This window comes from Brevibacillus reuszeri (assembly GCF_002897295.1).
GTDB classification, from domain to species: Bacteria; Bacillota; Bacilli; order Brevibacillales; family Brevibacillaceae; genus Brevibacillus; species Brevibacillus reuszeri_A.
In genome coordinates this window covers 109,172-133,631 of sequence record NZ_BEXF01000010.1, presented here as the reverse complement: position 1 = coordinate 133,631, position 24,460 = coordinate 109,172, and the positions used below count along the sequence as shown (strand labels likewise).

Genomic DNA, 24,460 nt, shown 5'->3' with positions numbered 1-24,460 from the left:
GGTTCACAAGATGAAACAAATCGCAGATGAGTTGAAGAAAGCGGGAATCGAAAAAGTGTGGACTGATGAACCTCTCGCCAATCATACGACTTGGCGGATTGGGGGTCCTGCTGACTTGTTAATCCAGCCCAAGGATAAAGCATCCTTGAAAACAGCCTTGCAGATTCTGCATCGCCATGAAGTTCCTTGGAATGTAATCGGGCGCGGTTCCAACCTTCTGGTGAGGGACGGAGGGATTCGAGGAGCCGTGCTCAAGGTGGCAGAGGGACTTAGCCACTGTGAGTTCAAGGGCGAAGAGGTGTGTGTGGGTGCCGGATATTCCATGATCCGCCTGGCGGTGGAGACAGGCAAGATGGGATTAACAGGTATGGAGTTTGCAGGAGGGATTCCTGGTACAGTAGGCGGTGCCGTCTACATGAATGCTGGGGCACACGGATCTGATCTTTCACGTATTCTTATTGAAGCCGAGATCCTCTTCGAAAACGGCGAATGTAAGGTGTTGACGAACGAAGAACTGAGCTTTAGCTATCGGACGTCCTTGCTGCAAAAGCAAAAAGGGATCGTGCTGGAAGCTAGGTTTCAATTGCGCGCTGGTGATCGTAAGGAGATTGCCGCAACTCTCGCTGCAAACAAAGACAGACGGCGCCTAACACAGCCACTGCAAATGCCGTGTGCCGGCAGCGTGTTTCGCAATCCGCCTGGGGACCATGCTGGACGCTTGATTGAAGCAGCAGGACTCAAAGGATACCGCATTGGAGGAGCTCAGGTTTCGGAAAAACATTCTAACTTCATCGTGAATTGTGGGGGAGCCACGGCTACCGACGTCCTCACCTTGATCAACCATGTACGGAGCACGATCCTCGAGAAAAACGGGGTTGACCTGCACCCGGAAGTCCTGGTGGTGGGCGAGGGGTAACACGGAGGTGAAAGTTTGGAGACTTTTGCGATCGAAGGCGGAAGACCTCTGTCCGGTTCGCTTCGGATCCAAGGAGCTAAGAACGCTGCTCTTCCTATACTTGCAGCCGCTGTGCTGGCGGAAGGGCAATTCTATATCTATGACGTTCCCCATCTAAAAGATATTAAGGTTATGCTGGAGATCCTCACGTCGCTGGGGGCGAAAACGAAGCATGAGGACAGTTGTGTTGATCTTGATACGTCGTCTGTCTCCGTCCCGCTAATACCAGATAACCTGATGAGCCAAATGCGATCTTCTATTTTTTTGGCTGGACCTCTCTTGGCTAGATTGGGTGAGGTAACCATTTCCAGACCAGGTGGGTGCGACATTGGAGAGCGCAGAATCGATCTTCATCTATCGGGCTTAACTGCGCTCGGAGCCAAGATTGAAGAATCGGAAGGCTACATTACATTTCGGGCGAAGCAATTACGCGGGACCAATATCTTTCTTTCCTTCCCCAGTGTGGGCGCAACGGAAAACATTATGATGGCGGCAGTGCTGGCAAAAGGCACAACTCGCATTTGCAATGCTGCTAGAGAGCCGGAGATTATCGATCTGCAAAACTTTTTGAATGCGATGGGCGCCCGTATCCGCGGTGCGGGTACAGACACGATAGAAATAAGTGGCGTACCCAGGCTTCGATCAGTGAGCTATCGGATTATTCCGGATCGTATTGTTACAGGAACCTACTTACTGGCAGTCGGCGTCTCGCAAGGGCATGTCGAGCTAACGAACACACTTCCTGAACATCTAACAGCATTGATTGAGGTTGCCCGTAGCTGTGGTGTTGAAATCAAGACCCGCCATGATATAATGGAAATCAAATGCACCTCGCGTCCACGTGCCTACGACCGGATCATCACCTCGCCATTTCCTGGGTTTCCCACTGATTTACAGGCGCAGCTGATGGTGTTTTTGTCACAGGCGAGGGGAACGAGTGTCATTAAAGAAACGATTTTTGAAGGAAGATTCAAACATGTGAATGAATTGGCGCGAATGGGCGCCTCCATATACGTTGATCTGGGCTCCGCTATTATTCGTGGCGTTGGCAAATTGACGGCTACGAATGTGGAAGCGACGGATCTTCGAGCAGGAGCAGCTTTAGTTCTTGCGGGACTTGCAGCAGAAGGGACTACTACGGTGAATCAGATCCACCATATCGACCGGGGATATGAACGCTTGGAACAGCAATTGAGTCAACTAGGTGCCGATATTTCACGGGTGTCGATATAACCGAGGGTAGATAAGCGGCATACTGCTATGCCGCTTTCCCTGTTTTGTATAATTACATTTTTTTCCATTCTGTCAGGTTTTTGCACAAGCATCAAAGATAGTCCGTGATAATCTTGCAGGCGCAAAGCCTAGTATGAACGAGGAAGGTACGGCCATGGCGGTAATTGAGGAACGTATTCCGCAAGTCAAACAGCAACGCCCCCGAAGAAGGGGAAACCGCAAACTGGTCTTTTTGCTTCTCTTATTTTTTCTTACCGTTCTTATTATTGTTTTTATTCGATCGCCGTACAGCAAAGTACAGGAAATTCAGGTGTTCGGGAATGATATTTATTCCACAGAACAAATTGTTAGGCAATCGGGCTTAACCAAGGATATGCAATTTCTCAATGTGTGGGAGAGTAGTGTACAGAGCAGCCTGAAACCTTTGGCGGGAATCAAAGAAGTAACGATTAGCCGATCCTTTCCGGGAGTGATTATGCTACATGTGACAGAAATTAAGCGAGTCGCTTTTTGGAATGGTCAGGATGGGGCGCGTTACCCTCTATTGGAGACAGGATTCGTCCTCAAGGAAGTCAATTTTGCTGACCGTGTAGTGGACAGGCCCTTGATCAGCTCCTGGCCCTCTCCTGAGCTGCTTCCAAACCTCGCCAAATCGCTGTCAAACCTCACTCCGGCAGTGCTCGGTGAGATTTCCGATATTACGCTGACGCCAACGATCCACGATAAACAGCGCGTTACCTTGTATATGCGAGATGGGAATGAGGTACGCAGTGTTTTGTATAAGCTGGACAAAATGTTGAACTGGTATCCGGCGATTGCGAAGGAGCTGCCTGCAAATACAAAAGGAGTGCTCTCTTTGTTTGAGCAGCCCTGGTTTGTTCCATACGGGGCAACGGGTGAAGCCATTCCGCTGAAAAACGGAGAAGAGCAAACGCAAAAACCACAGTAAATAGCTCTGTCAAGGTATGCACGCGAGGAAGCACTTGGACTTGCCTATATTTAAAAAGGGGAAAGCAGACATGAGTCGTCGCCGTAAGTTTCATCTTTATTTAACCGTTGTGACGTTTTGTACCGGCTTTCTGGTGGCCACCTCGATTGAAACCACGAAGCTGACGCGCAAGGAGCGAATCAATGACCAGCTGTTCCAGCAAGAAACACAATTGAATGACCGTATTCTGTCAGAGAAAGAACAAAACAGGCATCTGGAAAATCAATTGATTGACTTGCAGCGTCAGGTTAGCAAAGTGGAGGAGGCAATGGCTGAGCGTAAATCAGAGGCAGCGGACACACTCAGCCAGCTGGAAGCAGCTCGTATGCTTTCCGGAGTGGTTGCCGTCGAGGGACCCGGAATAATTATCACGATGCAGGATAGTCAAAATGCCGCGAACAGTGCTGACATCGCTAATTACATTGTTCATGAGCAGGATGTGCGCCTCGTTGTCAATGAGCTGCGAGCAGCAGGGGCTGAAGCAATCAGCATCAACGGTCAGAGATTGGTTAGCAATTCATCTATTCGCTGTGTAGGACCTACCATTATTGTCAATGGGATCAAATCAGCTGCGCCATTTGTCGTTACTGCCATCGGGGACCCTGGTACCATGGAGAGCGCATTGAATCTTCCAGGGGGGGTGCTGCATTCCTTGCAGGACTTTGTGCAAATCGACGTAGCCAAAAAGGACCGGGTCCAATTACCTGCTTTTGTCGGTGACGCCAAAACCAAACACTCCTAATTAAAGGATGCGTTTACCTATGTTACAAAAAAGCCGTAAAATCACATTTATTCTTGCCATTATTAGTGCTATCATAGGTGTGATGTTGACTGTTCAGTTGCGAAGCAGTTTACATCCTGTGCATAAAGAATCTAGGAGCATTGCAGAGCTTCGAACGACGCTGCAAAAGGAACTGGAAAAGCATAAAAACTTGCTGGCGGACATTTCGAAGTACAATCAGTTGTATTACCAGTATGAAACCTCGCTCAGCGAAGATGAAAGCATCTCCGTAATGAAAGAGGAGCTGGCACGTAATCGACGGATGGCTGGAATGGTTGGCGTAGAGGGTGAAGGTGTTGTACTGGAAGTAGTCGATGCCCATATCCCGGATGAGCACATCCTAGACGAGCACATGCCTGTACCGGTTGTAGGTGATTACACAATTGATGATGAGGATTTGCGCTGGTTGGTCAATATTTTGTTTGCCAATGGAGCACAAGCTGTCTCAATCAACGGTCATCGCTTAATATCCACTTCCGCTATTCGCAACGTAGGGGACGTGATTCAGATTGATACTAGGACAATCAAGCCTCCGTATGAAATAAAAGCATTGGGGGAACCTGACGTTCTGCTGTCAGCAATGAAGCTGGAAGGCGTGGAGGAAAACTTCCAGCTGGCAAACAAAAAAGTGCTGGCAGAAAAACGGGACAAGCTGATGATTTCCGCCAATAATGAAACACGTTCCATTCAATTTATGAAACCTGTGAAAGAAAAAGGAGATTCGTAACCATGTGGCTCCCGCTTATCGGACTGATTGTCGGTCTCGCTGTCGGCTTTTTGCTGGATTGGCGTGTGCCTCAGGAATATAGCAGCTATCTGTCCATCGCGCTTTTGGCTGGATTAGATACTATTTTTGGAGGGATTCGTTCATTCCTTGAGCGCACTTTTAACGTTCGGATTTTTATGTCCGGATTCTTTTTCAACACGCTCTTTGCAGCGGGCCTTGCTTTTATCGGGGCTTTCTTGGGTATCGACCTCTACTTGGCAGCAATCGTAGCTTTTGGTGTGCGTTTGTTCAACAATTTGGCGGTCATTAGGAGGATTGTTCTATCTCGTTGGATAAATCAACAAGAATAGAACGAAGAAATGGGAAGATGGTCATTTTTTTACAAAAATTCAAGATGAAAAAAAGGGAATGGTAGTCCTGTGTGGAATAAATTATGCAGGTGTTCTCATCTTAGAAAGACAAAAGACGTAGCAAGGGAGGTGTCACAGGTTTGGTAAGCAATGAACTCATCGTCAGCCTAGACATTGGAACATCCAAAGTCCGCGTCATGATCGGCGAAATCACCAACGGTTCCATCAACATCATCGGCGTCGGCCAATCGCACTCAGAAGGGATTAAGAAGGGTGTGATCGTCGACATCGACCAAACCGTGCATGCCATCCGTGAAGCAGTGGATCATGCTGAACGCATGGTTGATGTTTCGATCGAAGATGTATATGTGGGGATTACTGGAAACCATATTGAGCTGCATGAAACACAAGGGGTTGTCGCTGTATCCAGCGAAGACCGTGAGATACGAGAAGAAGACATCCAACGCGTAATTCAGGCAGCAAAGGTTGTTGCCATTCCACCAGACCGTGAAATCATCGAGGTAGTACCAAAGGAGTACATCGTTGATGGTCAAGGTGGTATAAAAGACCCTCGTGGTATGATCGGTGTCCGACTGGAAATGGAAGGAACCATCGTGACCGGTTTGAAAACGGTCGTACATAACATTGTTCGCTGTACCCAAAGAACTAATTTGCGAGTAGCAGGTATTTTCTTGCAACCACTTGCAGCTAGCACTGTCGCTCTTTCCAAGGATGACAAAAATATGGGTGTCGTTTTAGTCGACATCGGTGCGGGTTCTACCACGATCGGTGTATTCGAACAGGGAAAACTGGCAGCAACCACCGTGATCGGCATCGGTGGCGACCACATTACTAGTGACATTTCACTGGGATTGCGCACACACACGGATGTAGCAGACCGCGTTAAGGTTAAAAACGGCTGCGCCTTGATTGACGAAGCATCAGAGGATGTTAAATTCAAGGTGAATCGGATTGGCAGCGAAGTAGAAAAGCAGTTTACGCAAGTGGATTTGGCCAGCATTATTGAGCCGCGTGCTGCGGAAATATTCCAACTAGTGGAGCAGGCTGTCTACAAGCTGGGATATCGCGACGAGATCGCAGGCGGTTATGTACTGACTGGTGGTACAGTGGCAATGCCAGGCATGTTGGAACTGGCAAAGGAAGAATTGGATGCTCCTGTCCGAATCGCGATTCCGGATTACATTGGAGTCCGCGATCCTGCCTACACCACTGGGGTAGGTTTGATTCAGTATGCCTTGCAGTTGATGGAGCGCCGCAGCGTTAGCGTCACCCCCTCATTCAAAGGCAACAAAGTAACCAAGAGCAGCGAGAAGCAAACCGTGTCAAGGCCAAAAGAAGGTGGCGGTTTGATGGAAAAAATGAAAAATTGGTTTAGTGAGTTCATTTAAACTGTTTTCCGCAAAAATGCGGTAACACACCTATGATGATGCTTCAAGAGAAAGTCTTTACCGTTGCCGCTTTTTAACACCTAATTGGCGAGAATCGAGATATTTCGTTTCCCAATAAAAGTGGAGAGGATCAACGGAATGTTTCTACGCTTGTTATAAAGTTTTCGTATCCACGGAGCTTTCTTATGTTGAATTGGGGAGGACTAGCAATATGCTGGAATTTGATATGGATTTGGAATCCTTTGCACGAATTAAAGTAATCGGTTGCGGTGGAGGCGGTAGCAACGCGGTAAACCGTATGATCGCTAGCGGTGTGAAAGGGGTAGAATTTATCACCCTGAACACAGATGCACAGGCACTCCAACTGTCTAGTGCAGACATCAAGCTGCAAATTGGGGAAAAATTAACTCGTGGTCTCGGTGCAGGTGCCAATCCGGAAATCGGAAAAAAAGCTGCTGAAGAAAGCCGCGATTTGATTGAAAACGCCCTGCGCGGTGCGGACATGGTGTTCGTAACGGCTGGTATGGGTGGAGGAACTGGTACTGGTGCCGCACCAGTTGTAGCGGAAATCGCAAAAGAACTGGGTGCTCTCACAGTAGGGGTAGTTACTCGTCCGTTCTCCTTTGAGGGACGCAAGCGTTCCCAGCATGGCGAAGTAGGTATCGCAGCTTTGAAAGAAAAAGTGGATACCTTGATTGTCATCCCGAATGACCGTTTGTTGGAAATTGTAGATAAAAATACGCCTATGCTGGAAGCATTCCGCGAGGCAGACAATATTTTGCGCCAGGGTGTCCAAGGGATTTCCGACCTGATTGCGGTACCTGGACTGATCAACCTGGACTTTGCTGACGTTAAAACCATTATGACAGAGCGTGGCTCCGCTTTGATGGGGATCGGCGTAGGCAGTGGAGAAAACCGTGCAGCAGAAGCAGCTCGCCGTGCGATTTCCAGCCCACTTCTGGAAAACTCCATTGATGGTGCACGTGGTGTTCTCATGAACATCGCTGGTGGTACTAACCTCAGCTTGTATGAAGTAAACGAAGCAGCAGATATTGTTTCTTCTGCGGCTGATCCGGATGTAAACATGATCTTCGGTGCGATTATCAACGAAGATCTGAAAAACGAACTGGTTGTGACTGTGATTGCAACAGGCTTCGAGCAGGCACAGCGTGCAGCTGAGCCGCCACGCCGTCAGCAACAACCAATTAGTACGTCTGGAAATCGTCCAACCCCAATCTCAAACACAAGCAACAGTCGCCCTAAAGAAGAGGAAGACGACAAATCCTTCTTCTCCATGAGCAACCTGGACAATTTGGATATTCCAGCATTCCTGCGCAACCGTCGACGCAACAAAAAGTAAAGATGACAGGCAAGGCCTTGTTCCGTAAAAGGGACAGGGCCTTTTTTATTTTGTATCGGCTAAGCAATGAGAGAGGGCTGTACAGGCATCTCTCAAGGAATTTTTTGGATAACATACAGACATGTGGGGAAAAAGAAGAACAGAAGTTGTGGAATGAGGAGGGGATTGTCGTTGTTCAGATGGATGCATCGAAAGAAAATTCATGCTCACGAGCAATTACAATCCAACCAGTCTGCGAAGCCGATACATACATCCGAAAATCCTCTTGATGAAATCCAGGCTTATTTACAGCATGTTGCGGATGTCACCTATCAGCGAATTCAGCTCGGGCCAGATGCGGCTTGTACACTCATTTACATCGAAACGATTATCGACAAGACACTCTTGTATGAACAAATCATCCCCCCACTAGTATCACGAGGTCAGGCAGTTACGGGCAGGGAGCTATTAGCGGAGGCGCTCTCAGGCTCATTGTCCCCTGTCATTTCCAGAGGAACATCGTCTGTCAAACAAGTCATTACAGATATATTAGCTGGAGATTTGGCACTGCTGATCGATCAGCAAAAGATGATTTGCGTGTTCCCTCTAACTAAGTACAGTCAACGCTCGATCAGTGAAGCCCAAAATGAAGTCGTTTTGACCGGCCCACAGGAAGCCTTTGTGGAAAATATACATAACAACGTCTCGTTAGTGCGGCACAAGATCAAGCATCCCGACTTCAAGCTGGTCCAGTACGAATTGGGGGAGTATACAAAGACAACTGCTTACATCGTGTACGTGGAGGGCTTATGCAACGAAAATACTTTGCACGAAATACAAAGCAAGCTGGACAAGATGAATATCGACAGCGTTCTCAGCTCCAATTACGTAGCTGAGCATTTGGATGACCAGCCCCTGTCACCTTTTCCGACCATCCAGTATACAGAACGACCGGATACATTAGTTTCCTCTCTGCTCGAAGGCAGAATCGGTATTATGGTGGATGGTTCGCCACAGACACTGATTGTGCCTGTTACATTTTTCTCGCTTATGCAGTCTCCTGAGGATTATTTCCAGCGTTACATAGCTGCTACGTGGATTCGGTGGATCAGGTTTTTCTTTGTGTTGGCATCGTTTCTTGTGCCGTCCTTGTATATTGCCATCACGACCTTTCATCCAGAAATGATTCCATCTGACTTGCTGATTACAATAGCAGCAGCGAGGGAAAAAATACCGTTTCCGGCTTTGGCAGAGGTACTGATTATGGAATTTACATTTGAAGGGCTGCGGGAGGCTGGAATACGTATTCCCCGCCCATTGGGTCAGACCGTATCCGTTATCGGCGCTATCGTGATCGGACAAGCAGCCGTTCAGGCAGGAGTGGTTTCAGCACCTACCGTTATCGTCGTATCGATTACGGGGATTGCTTCGTTTATCATCCCGCACTTTGAGCTAGGGCTGTCTTTTCGGTTATTACGGTTTCCGATGCTCATTCTGGGAGGAATGTTTGGCTTGTACGGAATCATTATCGGCATGCTTATCTTGTATTGGCATCTGGTATCGATTCGCTCCTTTGGGGTTCCGTATTTGTATCCGGTCGCGCCACTCGTGTTTGCGGATTGGAAGGATGTATTCTTGCGTGTCCAATGGCCAAAAATGAATAATCGTCCCCGCTCATACGGTACAGACAATAGTCAGAGGCAGGGAAGGGATTATGAGTAAGAAATGGCGCTTGCTGCTTGCTGGCCTTGTCCTTTGCAGTACGTTATCTGGCTGCTGGTCAAAGGTTGAAATAAATGAACGGTCTTTTATTACCGGACTGTTTGTAGATTTGACGGATAAGCCAGGTGAAGTAGAGTTGACGATTGTGACTCCGCTGCCCAATCGATTTGACAACACCGGGCAATCAGGGAATCGTAGTGATCCCACCTCATTTGGAGTACTTTCAGAAAAAGCAGTCTCACTGCCGGAAGCTTTTCGAAAAATACAAGCCACTCTTACGCGGAAACTGACGTGGGGCCAAACAAAGGTGATCGTGCTGGGCAGAAAGTATGCAGAGAAAGGGATGGATGATTTACTGGAGTGGTTGGTCAGGGAGCAATCGTTCCATCTCAAGGCATTTGTTTTTGTGGCAAAAGGGAATGCAAAAGATTTGACAAATCTCGCGCCTGTGTATGAGCAGTCGCCCAGTGAAGTGCTGCGTCAGTTTGCCAACAATCAAACACTACTGGATAAAAGTCTGAAGGATGTCTTGCAAAGCTTACATGCACGACAAGGGATGGCTGTCACGCAGATTACGATCGGTTACAAGACGATGCACGGAGAAGTCGGGCAGCGCGCCTACTGGGCAAAGCCTGATGGGGCTGTGATGCTGCAGGCTGGGAAAATGGTAGGGACACTGCCCGAGTCTGATGCCAGAGGAATCAGCTGGATTTACGGCTCGTTAAAGGACCCTCAATACACGATAAAGCTGCGAGATGGCTCGTACACCTTTATTCTTTATCAGCCCAAAAATAAGATCAGACCAATCCTGCAAAAGGAAAAGGTCGTGTTTCGAATAACCATGACAGCCGAGGCCGGACTTGAAGCAGCAGATACTCCAGTTGATATTGCAGACCCGAAAAAACTACAACGTGCAGAAGCTGGCTTGAATCAAAAAATAACAACCAGCTTGCGAAGCGCCCTAGAAAAATCACAAACGGTGAAAGCCGACGTTCTTCAATTAGGATCTTACTTGGAGTGGTGGTACCCAGAGTTTTGGAAGAGTGTACGTGCAAACTGGCCGGATTATTACAAGGAGAACGTACACTTTGAAATTCAAACACAGATCAAGGTAGTGCACTACAATGGCGAATTAAAGCCAATATGGAATTTGAAGTAAGGGGGGCATATGTTCCATTTGCTTTTACTCTTTGCAGCAATCGTAAGCATCGAATGGCGAGGTGTGAGCAACGAAGGAGCTTATACAAAGCGTGTCTTTCGGTGGGTCTGGCTGCTGTTCTTACTCTTTGAAGCTGCTGCGATCATGTTTAACTGGCCCCCATTGCCTTATACTGTCGTTCGCATCTTATTTGGCTGGATTGATTCGCTGATCGATTTTTCATAGACAGCGAAAAAGATAGGAGGTGATAGCTTGTACAGATTTACTCCTTTCCAAATGGTTCGAATTTGGATGATCTATTTAATCTCTACGCCATTGGTTTTTCTGCTTGATCAGCTGTTTTTCTTTGCCGAATATGAGGGCTGGCTCGTGATCATCTTATCATGTGCCATTGGAACCATCATCAGCTTCTTCGCCGTAAAGCTCGCCTCCTATGACAGAGAGGAGCAGTGGGGGATGTTTGGAGAGCGGATCGTCGGAAAATGGCTTCATAAAGCTATCCTAATCTTATTTGTTTTTTACTGTACGCTACTTCTGACGATGACACTAACTGCCTATACAGACTTTTTCGGTTCTACTTATTTGCCTGGCACTCCCAACTGGGTTGTGACAGGTGGTTTTTTGCTTTGCATTTCGCTTGTGGCACGCAGCGGGCTACAGACTATGATCTTCATGGCTGATGGACTGTTTATCTTGATTTTTGGTGCTTTGCTGCTCCTTTTACTGCTTTCTCCAGGAACGATGAAACTGGAAATGAGTGTGGCGCTTCTCACACATTGGGACTCCTCAACAATCTGGAAATCTGTCATATATGTAACGCCCTGGTTTGCAGAAATGATGCTCGTCCTGATCATGCTCCCGCATTTTCAGATGCATCATAAGACAATGAAGTATGTGATCATCACCAAAGTAAGTGCCTGTCTACTGATCCTGATGTACTGGATCGTTACGCTGATGAACTTTGGTCCACATTTAAGCGGCCAACTACGCTTTCCGCTAATGGAGCTGACTCGTTTTACTAGATTGGAGAATATCATCGATAATCTGGACCCAGTCATGATCTCGCTGTGGTCTTCTTCGTTGTTTATCAAATGCATCCTTTTACTGTACGTTGCTGCTCATTTGCTGGCACAGGCGTTGAAGGTAAGTACACACCGCCCATTTACGTTTTTGTTAGCAAGCCTCGTATATGTATTCGTAAACGAATCTACCAGGCGTCCCGCAGAGTTTGCTGCATTCTCAGGTTCCGCTTCCTTTGCCGTATTTTTGCTTGTTGTGCAGCTCATGCCAGTGATATACATCATCGTTCACAAGATACGTTCCAGAGTATGACAAAGGGTAAGAAAAGTCTCGAGCATCTGCAGATGGGTACCAAAAAAGGGGGGACAAGCGGGTAATTTTGTACGAGTGGGAAGGAGGTTTTATGACAAAAAACGTTCTACAAAAAAACCAAAAAAACACCGTCAAGAATTGACAGACTTTACATACACATTGATATATACTGCATTTACTGATAGGAGGTAGTCCACGAACATACCTGTTCCGGCACAACCAAGCGTGGCATTTCTCGCATATATTCATTCTTCACGTATGCTTGCAAGCCAGGTGAGGGGAAGGACAGGAGGTGAGCCAGCAGTGGTTGTGTACCTTGATATCATTCTACTCCTGAACATGGGCATTGATACCTTGTTGCTCTGGTTTACTGCGTATTTTCGCAAAGAGCGCGTGGTATGGTGGAGGATTGCGCTTGCGTCCCTTTTTGGATGCACCTATCTCGCCTTTTTCTTTTTTCCGGCGTTTTCTTCCATGTATCAATGGTCTGTGAAGCTGCTATTTTCTATCGTGATGCTGTGGATTGCCTTTGGGAACAGAAGACTGCTGGCGTTTGCCAACAACCTGATTATTTTTTACTTCGTTGCGTTTGTTTTTGGCGGAGGAGTGTTTGGGCTTCAATACTTTTTGGCTCCTCGAAGTGAAATCGTGAATGGACTGGTGGTGACTCATAACGATGGTTTTGGGATTGGATTCAAACCGACGCTCGCGATTCTCGTCATTGGTTTTGCACTGGTGTTTGTACTCGGAAAAAGGAGCTACCGTGCGATCCAGGAGCCGCGCAGAATCGAAGCCTTTCTCGTCGATGTAGTTGTGACCTTGTTTGGTGAAAAAGTGATTTGCCGCGGTCTGGTTGATACTGGTAACCAGCTCCATGAACCGATTACGCGCATTCCCGTCATGATCATGGAAACGAAAATGTTAGCACATCTGCTTCCGCCGTCGCTTCTCCGACAAACCGATGAAAACGGTGGAGTGTGGGAGAAGCTGGACGGATCTTGGGAGGAGCTTCCTCCCCAGTGGCAATCTCGCGTACGATTGATTCCATACCGAAGTGTATCAAGAGGAATGGATTTTTTGCTCGCAATCAAACCGGACCATGTTTTTGTCATGCAGAACGGCGCTCGCTATGAAACGGAAAAGGTGCTGATCGGACTCAATCCGATTCCACTCGCAGCTGACGGGAAGTACCAGGCCATCGTCCATCCGGCCATGATGGAAACAGATATGCAAGAACCAACCTTTATTCTCAAACAGGAGGGCTAATCATGTATGTAAAACTTCGCCTACATTTACAATTGACCTGGTACCGTTTCCTGCTATGGATTGGTGCACGCGCTGAAGAAGTCTACTATATCGGCGGGAGTGAAGCATTGCCTCCACCTCTAACCAGAGAAGAAGAGGAAGTGCTGCTCGGACGGTTACCATCTGGAGATCCCGCGGTCAGAGGTATGCTGATTGAGCGAAATCTTCGTCTGGTGGTGTACATCGCTCGCAAGTTTGAGAATACAGGGATCAACATCGAGGACTTGGTCAGTATCGGGACAATAGGCTTGATTAAGGCCGTAAATACGTTTGATCCAGATAAGAACATTAAGCTCGCGACATACGCTTCCCGCTGCATCGAAAACGAAATCTTGATGTATTTGCGTAGAAATAACAAGATCCGCTCCGAAGTCTCTTTTGACGAGCCGCTGAACATTGATTGGGACGGAAATGAGCTGCTTCTCTCTGACGTATTGGGTACGGAGAATGACACGATCTACAAAAACATCGAGGATCAAGTGGATCGCAAGCTGCTGAAAAAAGCCCTGGATAAACTTTCGGAACGGGAACGAATCATTATGGAGCTTCGTTTTGGATTGGCGGGGGAAGAGGAGAAGACACAGAAGGATGTAGCAGATCTACTAGGCATTTCGCAGTCGTATATTTCGCGTCTGGAAAAGCGAATTATAAAACGGTTGCGAAAAGAATTCAACAAGATGGTCTAACGCATATTTTCCCATCCTGAGGGGATACTGTTCCTAAACCGTGACAGATAGTGGCCCTTTTGCCATTACTTGTCGGCTACGCGTCAGTACGCGGCCTTTCAAGACAACCGGGTTAGGGACTTTTTTCTTGCTTCGAGGAGGGAAAGACGTGACGCGAAATAAAGTCGAGATCTGCGGGGTAGATACCTCCAAGCTTCCGGTATTGACTAACAAAGAAATGCGGGATTTGTTCGAGCGTTTGCAGAGCGGCGAGCTGCCTGCACGTGAAAAACTGGTCAACGGAAACTTGCGCTTGGTACTCAGCGTGATCCAGCGTTTCAACAATCGCGGAGAATTTGTAGATGATCTGTTTCAAGTGGGTTGCATTGGATTGATGAAAGCGATCGACAACTTCGATCTCGGACAAAACGTAAAGTTTTCTACGTATGCTGTTCCGATGATAATTGGGGAAATACGACGCTATCTACGGGACAACAATCCGATTCGCGTATCCAGATCCCTGCGAGACATTGCCTACAAAGCATTGCAGGTGCGTGACAACCTGACCAACAAGCATTCGCGAGAGCCCACCATTACAGAGATTTCCCAGGAATTAAACGTGGCCAAGGAAGACGTCGTGTTTGCACTTGATGCGATCCAGGATCCGGTGTCGTTGTTTGAACCGATTTATCAAGACGGCGGGGACCCTATTTATGTGATGGATCAAATCAGCGACGAAAAAAACAAGGACGTCACTTGGGTAGAGGAAATTGCCCTGCGTGAAGGGATGCAGCGTCTGGGGGACAGGGAAAAAATGATTTTGTCGATGCGCTTTTATGAGGGGAAAACCCAGATGGAGGTTGCAGAGGAAATCGGCATTTCACAAGCCCAGGTATCGCGCCTGGAAAAAGCGGCAATTGCTCATATGCAAAAGCACGTGCAATCGTAAGCTGAACTACATACTTCACCCGGCGGATTACTCCTCGTCGGGTTTTTTTGTTCAAAGTTTTTCTAATCCCCACCCCGAACGAAACGGACATATTCTCATTCAGGCTCATATACTGAAAGTAACGGAGAAAAGTAGGTGAGGGAGAATGGTGAAAATCTCTGACTTCCAGACCAAAGAAGTGGTGAATATTTTGGATGGGAAACGGCTGGGCCAAATCTCTGATCTTGAGATTGACCTGCGCCATGGACGTGTGGAGGCCATCGTCATACCGGGACCAGGCAAGTTTCTCGGCTTCTTTTCTTCCGGGAACGACTACGTCATCCCTTGGCGAAATATTGTCAAAATCGGGAAAGATGTGGTGCTGGTACGAATGGAAGAGACATTGAAGGTTGAAGCGAGAACCTCTGGCGGAGATGAATACAGGGACTAAGGAAAGAAAGGCGGAAAAGCGCCTTTTTTTCACGTTTGGCAAAAGGAGTTGCCCGAGCGGGAGTGGGCGATAAGCCACGTTTCTCTAATCTTCGCGGCTATGGTATGATAAGCCATATGAGGAAGGTGAGATCAACATGAGAGAACCGTTTGTTATGGTAGAGGAGAAGCCATTCTTACGCTTGCTGGAGTGGGAGAGCCGCTTTCCAGGACTTTTGGCCGGGTTTACGATTCGTACGGGCGGGGAAAGTGAACAACCGTACGGGTCTTTTAATATGGGACTGCACGTGGGAGATGATCCAGGACATGTTGTATCCAACAGACAAAAGCTTGCCAAGGAAGTAGACATGCCTTTTTCCGCGTGGACGTGCGCTGATCAGGTGCATGGCAATCAGGTGTGCCAGGTGATGGCAGCCGGAGCGGGCAAAGATAGCCTGGATGACGCGATCAAGGCAACGGATGGCCTGTTTACTGGGCAAAAGGGTGTTCTGCTGACGTCCTTCTATGCAGATTGTGTGCCTTTATACTTCCTTGATCCTGCTTCTGGCGCGGTTGGACTCGCTCATGCAGGCTGGAAGGGCACGGTTGCAAGAATTGCTGAGGAAATGGTCAAATCCTTGCAGCATCACTTTCATGCGAAGCCAGAAGAGCTGCTAGTTGCAATTGGTCCTTCGATTGGCGGATGCTGCTATGAGGTGGACGACCGGATCATTACACAAGTACAAGCGAGTGCAAAAGAGTGGGAAAAGGCAGTTACAGCATCCCAAAATGATCGATACATGCTTGATTTGCGGCAATTGAATACGTCCATCCTGCTCGAGTCAGGTATAGCTTCTGAGCAAATCATGACAACAGATTGGTGTACAAGCTGCCGCACAGACATGTTTTTCTCGCATCGAAAGGAAGCGGGCACCGCTGGCACTACTGGACGGATGGCATCGTTTATCGGCTGGAAGGATCAACGGTAATAGGAGAGGAGAACAAATCATGACGAATGAGCAGCAAGCAATAAAAGATCGGCTGCAAGCCATCGAGGAAAGAATCCAGGCGGCATGTGACCGGGCGGGTCGCAAGCGGGAAGAAGTGAAAATCATTGCTGTAACCAAATACATCGATGCCCAAGCGATTGGTGACCTGCTGGATGTAGGGGTCATGGACATTGGAGAAAATCGCGTACAGGATGCTCTTCCCAAGCATGAGCTGCACGGAGATAGAGGTACGTGGCATTTTATTGGACATTTGCAAACAAACAAAGCAAAAGAAGTTGTGGGACGCTTTCCGTACATCCATTCGCTTGATCGTGTATCGCTCGCCCAGGAACTGAACAAACGCGGAGAAGCCTTAGATACCGTAGTGAATTGCTTTTTGCAAGTGAATATTTCTGGCGAAGAGACAAAATTTGGGCTTAGTCCCAATGATGTATTGGCTTTTTTGCGTGAAACCAGTAATATGAAACATATAAAGATCATTGGATTAATGACGATGGCGCCTGTTGTCGATAATCAGGAAGAGGCGCGTCAAGTATTCCGTGGTTTATATGAATGGAAAGAACGCATTAACGAATGGGCGTTCCCACATGCGCATATCGAGGAGCTATCGATGGGCATGTCTAGTGACTTTGAGGTTGCAATCGAAGAAGGAGCTACATATATTCGTCTTGGCTCTGTATTAGTCAAGCCGGAATAACATGCGAGTCGCACAAGACTAGCAAGCTAGAGAGGAGGAAGAAAGATGGGTGTCATGAACAAGCTGATGGGGTTTTTAGGTTTGGAGAACGAAGAATACATCGAGGAAACGGTACAAGAGGAACACGACGACACTGATTCCTCCAATAAGAGACAGCCTGCTAGCCAAAGCCGGGCAAATAACGTGGTGCCGTTTCAAGCGCGGGAAAAGGAGGGGATTCGTTTGATCCTCTGTGAACCCCGTCACTATAGTGATGCACAAGATATCGCTGACAATCTTCGTCATCGTAGACCCGTAGTAGTCAATCTGCATCGCGTGGAAAAGGATCAAGCGAAGAGAATCATCGACTTTTTGAGCGGGACGGTCTATGCGCTGAACGGTGATATCCAAAAGGTGGGAGATACTATTTTTGTATGCACTCCCGATCACGTGGACATTCAAGGAACCATCTCCAGCGTAATGGAGGAGTAGTGATTCAACGACGAAAAAAAGGGTGAGCCAATGTATTACTTGTTGACAGTCGTAAATTTTGCTTTTACCGTTTATCAATTCATGATTATTGCATACATACTGATGTCCTGGGTTCCGCAAATGCGGAGTACAGGAATTGGGCAGCTATTGGAACGATTGGTTGAGCCGTATTTGGCACCGTTTCGCCGGTTTATTCCTACACTCGGTTTTATCGATATTTCCCCGATCGTCGCCTTGATTACTCTGCGCCTTGCGTACGATGGATTGTATACTATTTTGGTAAAACTGATGTAGGCGAGTGAAAACATGAGTGTATTTGATCATTTTGCAAAAGAAGAACGTCCTTTTGTAGAACGGGCGCTGGAAATGCTGACGCTGGTAGAGCGCAAGCAGGCCATGCGCCTTACTGATTTTGTGGACCCCAGACAGCTTAGTATTTTTCAGAGCCTCGCCTCGCAAGTGCAGGATGTGAGTGTTTCTTCGAACGGAGGCTATGAAGGGGCAGAGCGCGTCAGAGTGATTCTGCACCCGGACTATCTGATTCCAGACCCCGAAGATTATCGAATCGTACTTTTGGCAATCAAAGCAGATCAGCGATTCCATGCGTTGGAGCATCGCGATGTGATGGGAGCCCTTTTGAATGCAGGGTTAAAGCGAGAAAAATTTGGCGATATGCTCACAGATGCTGACCATTGCTACTCCATTGTGCAAGAGGAAGTGGCGGATTATGTTTGCACGCAGGTGACGCAAATTCATCGTACATCCGTCCAGTTTGAGCGAGTTTCGTGGGAGAAATTTCGTCCTCCAGAGCCGCGATATACGGAAAAAACCATCACGGTTGCCTCTCCGCGTATCGACGCGATTCTCGGGGAGGTACATAATCTCTCCAGAGCAAAAACGCTTGTCCCGATTCGTGCAGGAAAAGTGAAAGTCAACTGGAAAATCGTCGAAGACCCGTCTCATCAGCTACGGACTGGAGATATGGTGTCGATGGCTGGATTTGGGCGATTTAAACTGCTTGAGACAGCGGGGCCAACTCGCAGTGGAAGAATTCGCATGATCGTTGGACTGGTTACATAAGATGAAACAGGACGCAAAAATTTGTAAAATCGGGCAGGAAACAAGGTAAATCCTGTCGAAAATAGAAAGAACGAATTATCGGGAAAAGTGGGGGGTTCATGTGCCATTAACGCCATTGGATATACATAACAAAGAATTCAGCACTGGCTTTCGCGGTTATAACATCGATGAAGTAAACGAATTTCTCGATCAGGTGATCAAGGATTTTGAGCTTCTGATCAAAGAAAAAAAAGAAGCGGAAGAACGCGTCGCGATGTTGAATGAGCGCGTCGATTACTATAAGAGTTTGGAAGAGAATTTGAGCAAATCCATACTCGTTGCCCAAGAGACCGCAGAGGATGTAAAATCCAATGCACGCAAGGAAGCGCAATTGATTTTAAAAGAAGCGGAGAAAAATGCGGATCGAATCGTCAACGAGGCTCTCGCCAAATCCCGCAAAATCGCGATCGAGATCGAGGAGCTGAAAAAACGGGCATCCGTTTACCGCATGCGTTTCCGAACATTGCTTGAGGCACAGCTCGAAATGCTCGAAAATGGCGCTTGGGATGATATCGAGCAGGCAGATTCAGCCGTAGCTGTTGAATAAATCATTGACGTTCGGTTTATGATGATACTATAATGAAAGACAAACTTTTTGGATTACAAATAAACATATGTGGCAGCTGAATACCAGCACAATCAGCTGCTTCAAGTAGACGATGAATGGGAAGAGTAGGCGATGGAGCACTGCTTAGAGAGTCGGGAACAGGTGAAAACCCGGCCAGTTGCAATCGCACGAAAATCACCCAGGAGTCCAATACCCGAAAATCTGTGACCCATCAATTCCAGATGGAAGCAGGCGAGTAAGTGAGCGCGTCATTCCCGTTACGGATGAGACAAGTGGAGCGTTTTTCTGTTGGCTTTTGCCAATGGATTCGCTCAATCAGGGTGGTACCACGGGAGTCTTCTCTCGTCCCTTTTACAGGGATGAGTGGAGGCTTTTATTTTTTTATTCATTATTTAGGAGTGAATCAGGCTATGGATTACAGCAAAACCTTATCGCTACCAAAAACGGATTTCCCGATGCGCGGCAATTTGCCGAATCGCGAGCCGCAAATGCAGGCTGCTTGGGAAGAAATGGATATTTATAAGCAGGTTCAGGAGCGGACAGCTGGACGTCCTGCCTTCATTTTGCATGATGGTCCTCCTTATGCAAATGGAGACATCCATATTGGCCATGCCCTGAACAAAATTCTCAAGGACTTCATCGTGCGCTACAAATCGATGGCAGGCTTCTGTTCCCCATACATCCCGGGCTGGGATACACATGGACTTCCGATTGAACAGGCGATTGTCAATGCACAAGGCCTGGATCGTCGCAGTATCGAAGTAAACGATTTCCGCAAACGCTGTGAAGAGTATGCGTGGTCCTACATCGACAAGCAGCGTGATCAATTCAAGCGTCTCGGCATTCGCGGCGATTGGGAAAACCCTTACGTGACACTGCTCCCTGAGTATGAAGCCAACCAAATTCGCGTCTTTGGCGAAATGGCGAAAAAAGGCTACATCTACAAAGGTCTGCGTTGCGTATACTGGTCTCCGTCCTCTGAAACCGCATTAGCTGATGCTGAGATCGAATACAAGGACAAGCGTTCACCTTCCATCTATGTCAGCTTCCAAGTAGTAGATGGCAAAGGCAAATTGGATACAGAAACAGGTGTAGTAATCTGGACGACTACTCCTTGGACGTTGCCTGCAAACCTGGCTATCTCCCTGCATCCTGAGCTGGAATACAGCGTAGTAAAAGTCGACGGTCGCAAATTCCTTGTCGCAAGCGGATTGCTTGAAGCCGCTAGCAAAGAAATTGGCTGGGAAAATCCAGAAGTGCTGGCTACCCATAAGGGTCAAGAGCTCGAAGGTGTGTTAACACAGCACCCGTTCTATGACCGTACTTCCCAGCTCATCCTGGGTGAACACGTAACTCTGGACGCAGGTACTGGCTGCGTACATACCGCACCAGGACACGGGGAAGACGACTTCAACGTTGGACAAAAATACGGTTTGGGTGTGCTTTGCCCAGTCGATCACGAAGGAAAAATGACCAGTGAAGCTCCTGGCTTCGAAGGTCTGTTCTATGAGGACGCAAATAAAGTAATTACAGAAAAACTGAAAGAAACCGGTGCTCTCCTGAAGCTGAGCTTCTTTACCCACTCCTATCCACATGACTGGCGCACCAAAAAACCAGTAATTTATCGTGCGACTGAGCAGTGGTTTGCATCAATTGACGGTTTCCGTGAGCAAATGCTGGAAGCGATCAAAAATGTAAAATGGATTCCGCATTGGGGCGAAACACGTCTGGCTAACATGATTGCCGATCGTGGCGACTGGTGTATCTCCCGCCAACGCGTATGGGGAGTACCAATTCCGATTTTCTACTGCAAGTCCTGCAATGAGCCAATCATTAATGATGCTACGATCAATCATGTTGCAGACCTGTTCCGCAAAGAGGGCTCTTCTGTCTGGTTCGCTCGTGAAGCCAATGAGCTGATCCCAGAGGGTCTGACATGCAGCAAGTGCGATTGCAAAGACTTCCGCAAAGAAACCGATATTATGGACGTTTGGTTCGACTCTGGCTCCAGTCACCAGGCTGTACTGAGAGAACGCGGACTAAGCTGGCCAGCTGATCTATACTTGGAAGGCTCTGACCAATATCGTGGATGGTTCAACTCTTCCTTGTCGACGAGCGTTGCCGTCTATGGAACAGCGCCTTACAAAGGTGTACTGAGCCACGGATTCACTCTAGATGGCGAAGGACGCAAAATGTCCAAGTCGCTTGGAAATACAATCGTTCCACAACAAGTCATCAGCAGCATGGGTGCAGACATTTTGCGTCTGTGGGTAGCGTCTGTTGACTACCAGGCGGATCAACGCATTTCTGATGCGATCCTGAGTCAAATTGCAGAAGTGTATCGGAAAATCCGCAATACGTTCCGTTTCTTGCTCGGAAACCTCGATGGATTCGATCCTGCAAAAGATCGCGTAGCGTATGAACAGTTAGGCGAGCTGGATCGTTATGTGCTGGCGAAAGCAGCGAAAATGGTAAGCCGCGTGCGCAAAGCGTACGACGACTACCAGTTCCATACCGTTTTCCATGCTGTTCGTAACTTCTGCGTTATCGATCTTTCCGCTTTCTATCTTGATATTTGTAAAGACCGTCTGTATGTGGAAGCTCCTGACAGCTTGAAACGCCGCGCAGCTCAAACCGTGATGTACGATTGCCTCGTGAATCTGGTGAAGCTGGTTGCCCCACTTCTGCCACATACTGCAGATGAAGTATGGGCATTCGTACCAGGTGTTACTGAGAAGAGCGTACAGCTGACAGATATGCCGGAAGCAGATCAACAGCATCTCAGCTTCTCTGCAGATGAAGAAAGAAAATGGGACGCTTTCCTCGAAGTTCGGGATGAAGTCCTCAAAGCAATGGAAGAAGCGCGCCGCAACAAAGTGTTTGGTAACTCAGTAGATGCCAAGCTTGCACTCTACCCACAAACAGAGGAAGTAGCAAAGACGTTGGCAGCTATGGATGATTTGGCTGACCTGTTCATCGTAGCTGATGTGGAGCTTCATGCTCATGGAGTGGCAGCTCCGGCAGAAGCAGCACAGCTGGAAGGTATTTCTGCAGTTGTTTCGGCAGCGGAAGGCGTCAAATGCGAGCGTTGCCGTGTAGTTAAACAAGATGTAGGCTCCCGTGAGTCACATGCGTCTATTTGCGGACGTTGTGCTGATATCGTAGAGGAACACTACGCTCATGTAACCGAATAAGCTTCATTCTTTGCAAAACGACCTGCTGTCCTTCAATGGATGGCAGGTTTTTTCTTTTGCACAGTCTCCAAGCGACAGCTCCCATTTTCCATGAGCCTCTGGTTTTGGTGGGTTATTTACGTGGGTGCGAGACATACTACCTGTTGAGGAAACCAAATGAAGGTGGTGGCCGAGCGTGGACCAGAATAAGATCGCTAGCTTCAAGCAAAAGCTGCTTGACCAAAAAAAAGAACTCGAGGATCGTGTGCAGGACCATTATGGCATGAGAGAACCGATGACAACTTCTTTGCAGGAGTTTTCTATGTACGATAACCATCCCGCTGATATCGGTAGTGAAATGTTTGAGCGGGAAAAGGATTTGGCTTTGGACAGTCTGGACAGGGAGACGCTCAAGGAAATTGACCAAGCCTTGACCCGTATGGACGAAGGCCAATACGGAATCTGTACGGTTTGTGGAAAAGCAATTCCAGAAGAAAGACTGGAGGCTTTGCCACAAGCGCAGACGTGCAAGGAGCATGCACCGGCTCCGATGGTCAACGAGTCACGTCCGATTGAGGAAGAGTTTTTACAGCCTCCGTTTGGCCGTACGTCTTTGGATGAAAAGGAAGGGCAGAATGGCTTTGATGGCGAGGATGCGTGGCAAATCGTTGAGGCGTGGGGTACCTCGAGTACACCATTTTCCTATGTAGATAACGACAAGACCGATTACAAGGAAATGTACATCGAGAGCGATGAGCCGGATGGATTTGTGGAGGCTGTGGAAGAAATCGGTTATACCGATATCGAAGGCTATCACGGTCCTGATAGCGTTCATTTCATGCGTAGCGGCACATATGAGGAATATATGCGCAAAGGCGAGGGGAAAGGAAATTATCTCGATTACGATGACTATGAAGAAGAACGATACGAGCGGGAAGGGCGGAACGATTTGCTGTGACAGGAGGAGCAACGCCTAATATGCAGATCGAACGAGTTGAGACGTACCCGCTCCTCCATCACCTATCCCAAGCATACGGCGATGCGAATGGATACAAGCGTTATCGGACATCGTATCTCATACGTGTAATCACACGCTCCGGAATAGATGGGTGGGGAGAAGTGATTGATTGGCTCCCTACCTTGGATAAAGGCTTTCGTGAGCGGATTATTCCATACCTATTGGGAAAGCAAGCATCTGAGCGAATAGCGCTTGTTGATGTGATTAGCAAATGGCATCAGCGATCAGCAGCAGGAGTCAGTATGGCCTTGACCGAAATCGCTGCCAAATCGGCAGGCATGTCTGTCTGTCAGCTATGGGGTGGCAGAATTCACCCCCATATTCCTGTTTATGCTTCGTTCCAGTCTTATACGGAAGGCACAGACTGGATACAGCTGTCTATACAAAGAGTGCTAGAGCAAGTACAAGCTGGCTTCCAACAAGTGAAAGTAAAAATCGGCGGAAAAGCGTTTCAGGAAGATCAGGCTCACATCGAGGCGTTGATGAAAACATTGCCGGAAAACGTGCAGGTAGCGGTAGACGCCAACCAAAGCTACGATTTGGCGACAGCAGCAAAATGGAAACCTCTTTTTGCACGCTATGGGAACTGGATGTGGCTAGAAGAGCCGATGCCTATGGATAGATCGGGGGAATACGTAAAACTACGTTCCTCATTATCCATCCCGCTTGCGGGGGGAGAAAATCTGGTTCGCTGCGCCCAATTTCTTCCGCTTTATAAAGAGGGTGCAATCGATATCGCCCAGCCGGATTTATTGCATACAGAAGGAATCGATGCATTTCGACTCCATCTAAATATGGCTCGCGAGTTTGGCTATCGTGTCTCGCCGCATTCTTTTGACGGGAGCTTAGCCAGACTATATACCTTGTTTGCCCAGGCGTGTCTGTTGCCCTGGTCAAAGATGGATGCTGACCAAATTGAGCCTATTGAGTGGGATGTCATGGAGAATCCATTTACGTATTTGTTTCCTGTCCATCTCGTCAATGGAAGTGTGACCATTCCAGATGGAGTCGGGATTGGTGTAGAGCCAAATTGGGAGATAATTAACGCGACGCGCTGGGATGGCAGCGCCTATGCGTAGGAT

At 47.8% G+C, this 24,460-nt stretch carries 25 protein-coding genes and 1 other annotated feature; all 25 genes read left to right on the top strand.

Annotation, left to right across the window (positions count from 1 at the left end):
- The first annotated feature begins 10 nt into the window (after positions 1-10).
- The 25 genes from murB (at position 11) to C3B52_RS17295 (ending at position 24,457) form a co-directional block, all read left to right on the top strand.
- A complete protein-coding gene (murB, locus tag C3B52_RS17415; protein ID WP_103107675.1) occupies positions 11-916 on the top strand; it encodes a UDP-N-acetylmuramate dehydrogenase in 906 nt (301 codons plus the stop codon).
- Positions 917-931: 15 nt separating this feature from the next.
- Positions 932-2,188, top strand: a complete 1,257-nt coding sequence (murA, locus tag C3B52_RS17410) for a UDP-N-acetylglucosamine 1-carboxyvinyltransferase (RefSeq protein WP_103107674.1) — start codon at positions 932-934, stop codon at positions 2,186-2,188.
- Between the two features lie 154 nt (positions 2,189-2,342).
- Positions 2,343-3,137 (top strand): cell division protein FtsQ/DivIB, encoded by a 795-nt coding sequence (locus tag C3B52_RS17405; RefSeq protein ID WP_103107673.1) that lies wholly within the window; start codon positions 2,343-2,345, stop codon positions 3,135-3,137.
- A 70-nt stretch (positions 3,138-3,207) separates the two neighbouring features.
- A complete protein-coding gene (locus tag C3B52_RS17400) occupies positions 3,208-3,918 on the top strand; it encodes a DUF881 domain-containing protein (protein WP_103107672.1) in 711 nt (236 codons plus the stop codon).
- Between the two features lie 19 nt (positions 3,919-3,937).
- A complete protein-coding gene (locus C3B52_RS17395; protein ID WP_103107671.1) occupies positions 3,938-4,684 on the top strand; it encodes a DUF881 domain-containing protein in 747 nt (248 codons plus the stop codon).
- 2 nt (positions 4,685-4,686) lie between these two features.
- The gene (locus tag C3B52_RS17390) at positions 4,687-5,034 is read left to right on the top strand and encodes a small basic family protein (RefSeq protein ID WP_049738524.1); all 348 of its coding nucleotides are present in this window, start codon (positions 4,687-4,689) and stop codon (positions 5,032-5,034) included.
- A 140-nt stretch (positions 5,035-5,174) separates the two neighbouring features.
- Complete coding sequence (ftsA, locus tag C3B52_RS17385) at positions 5,175-6,443, top strand: cell division protein FtsA (protein WP_103107670.1); 1,269 nt, start codon at positions 5,175-5,177, stop codon at positions 6,441-6,443.
- A gap of 211 nt (positions 6,444-6,654) precedes the next feature.
- The gene (gene ftsZ, locus C3B52_RS17380; protein WP_103107669.1) at positions 6,655-7,803 is read left to right on the top strand and encodes a cell division protein FtsZ; all 1,149 of its coding nucleotides are present in this window, start codon (positions 6,655-6,657) and stop codon (positions 7,801-7,803) included.
- A gap of 183 nt (positions 7,804-7,986) precedes the next feature.
- A complete protein-coding gene (locus tag C3B52_RS17375) occupies positions 7,987-9,504 on the top strand; it encodes a spore germination protein (RefSeq protein WP_103107789.1) in 1,518 nt (505 codons plus the stop codon).
- Positions 9,497-10,663, top strand: a complete 1,167-nt coding sequence (locus tag C3B52_RS17370; RefSeq protein WP_103107668.1) for a Ger(x)C family spore germination protein — start codon at positions 9,497-9,499, stop codon at positions 10,661-10,663. The genes C3B52_RS17375 and C3B52_RS17370 overlap by 8 nt, the downstream gene beginning before the upstream one ends.
- A 9-nt stretch (positions 10,664-10,672) precedes the next feature.
- Positions 10,673-10,888, top strand: coding sequence for a hypothetical protein (locus C3B52_RS17365; protein ID WP_103107667.1), 216 nt, complete (start codon positions 10,673-10,675; stop codon positions 10,886-10,888).
- Positions 10,889-10,915: 27 nt separating this feature from the next.
- Entirely contained in the window at positions 10,916-11,995 is a 1,080-nt protein-coding gene (locus C3B52_RS17360) for a GerAB/ArcD/ProY family transporter (RefSeq protein WP_103107666.1), read from the top strand.
- A gap of 303 nt (positions 11,996-12,298) precedes the next feature.
- The gene (spoIIGA, locus tag C3B52_RS17355) at positions 12,299-13,261 is read left to right on the top strand and encodes a sigma-E processing peptidase SpoIIGA (RefSeq protein WP_103107665.1); all 963 of its coding nucleotides are present in this window, start codon (positions 12,299-12,301) and stop codon (positions 13,259-13,261) included.
- Between the two features lie 2 nt (positions 13,262-13,263).
- Positions 13,264-13,986, top strand: a complete 723-nt coding sequence (sigE, locus tag C3B52_RS17350; RefSeq protein ID WP_103107664.1) for an RNA polymerase sporulation sigma factor SigE — start codon at positions 13,264-13,266, stop codon at positions 13,984-13,986.
- A gap of 148 nt (positions 13,987-14,134) precedes the next feature.
- A complete protein-coding gene (gene sigG / locus C3B52_RS17345; RefSeq protein WP_049738529.1) occupies positions 14,135-14,914 on the top strand; it encodes an RNA polymerase sporulation sigma factor SigG in 780 nt (259 codons plus the stop codon).
- Positions 14,915-15,059: 145 nt separating this feature from the next.
- Positions 15,060-15,344 carry a YlmC/YmxH family sporulation protein gene (locus C3B52_RS17340; RefSeq protein WP_103107663.1) on the top strand — a complete coding sequence of 95 codons (285 nt, stop codon included), beginning with the start codon at positions 15,060-15,062 and terminating at the stop codon, positions 15,342-15,344.
- Positions 15,345-15,480: 136 nt separating this feature from the next.
- The gene (gene pgeF, locus C3B52_RS17335; protein WP_103107662.1) at positions 15,481-16,311 is read left to right on the top strand and encodes a peptidoglycan editing factor PgeF; all 831 of its coding nucleotides are present in this window, start codon (positions 15,481-15,483) and stop codon (positions 16,309-16,311) included.
- A 19-nt stretch (positions 16,312-16,330) separates the two neighbouring features.
- The gene (locus C3B52_RS17330; protein ID WP_103107661.1) at positions 16,331-17,029 is read left to right on the top strand and encodes a YggS family pyridoxal phosphate-dependent enzyme; all 699 of its coding nucleotides are present in this window, start codon (positions 16,331-16,333) and stop codon (positions 17,027-17,029) included.
- Positions 17,030-17,074: 45 nt separating this feature from the next.
- Positions 17,075-17,500 carry a cell division protein SepF gene (locus C3B52_RS17325; protein ID WP_103107660.1) on the top strand — a complete coding sequence of 142 codons (426 nt, stop codon included), beginning with the start codon at positions 17,075-17,077 and terminating at the stop codon, positions 17,498-17,500.
- Between the two features lie 30 nt (positions 17,501-17,530).
- Positions 17,531-17,794, top strand: a complete 264-nt coding sequence (locus C3B52_RS17320) for a YggT family protein (protein ID WP_103107659.1) — start codon at positions 17,531-17,533, stop codon at positions 17,792-17,794.
- A 12-nt stretch (positions 17,795-17,806) separates the two neighbouring features.
- Complete coding sequence (locus tag C3B52_RS17315; RefSeq protein WP_103107658.1) at positions 17,807-18,580, top strand: YlmH family RNA-binding protein; 774 nt, start codon at positions 17,807-17,809, stop codon at positions 18,578-18,580.
- Positions 18,581-18,680: 100 nt separating this feature from the next.
- Entirely contained in the window at positions 18,681-19,166 is a 486-nt protein-coding gene (locus C3B52_RS17310) for a DivIVA domain-containing protein (protein ID WP_103107657.1), read from the top strand.
- Between the two features lie 103 nt (positions 19,167-19,269).
- Positions 19,270-19,540 (top strand) — a binding site (T-box leader).
- Positions 19,541-19,597: 57 nt separating this feature from the next.
- Positions 19,598-22,381 carry an isoleucine--tRNA ligase gene (ileS, locus tag C3B52_RS17305; RefSeq protein WP_103107656.1) on the top strand — a complete coding sequence of 928 codons (2,784 nt, stop codon included), beginning with the start codon at positions 19,598-19,600 and terminating at the stop codon, positions 22,379-22,381.
- A gap of 175 nt (positions 22,382-22,556) precedes the next feature.
- Positions 22,557-23,318: a TraR/DksA C4-type zinc finger protein gene (locus tag C3B52_RS17300; protein ID WP_103107655.1), complete on the top strand. Its 762-nt coding sequence runs from the start codon at positions 22,557-22,559 to the stop codon at positions 23,316-23,318.
- A gap of 20 nt (positions 23,319-23,338) precedes the next feature.
- A complete protein-coding gene (locus C3B52_RS17295) occupies positions 23,339-24,457 on the top strand; it encodes a mandelate racemase/muconate lactonizing enzyme family protein (RefSeq protein ID WP_103107654.1) in 1,119 nt (372 codons plus the stop codon).
- The last annotated feature ends 3 nt before the right edge of the window (positions 24,458-24,460 follow it).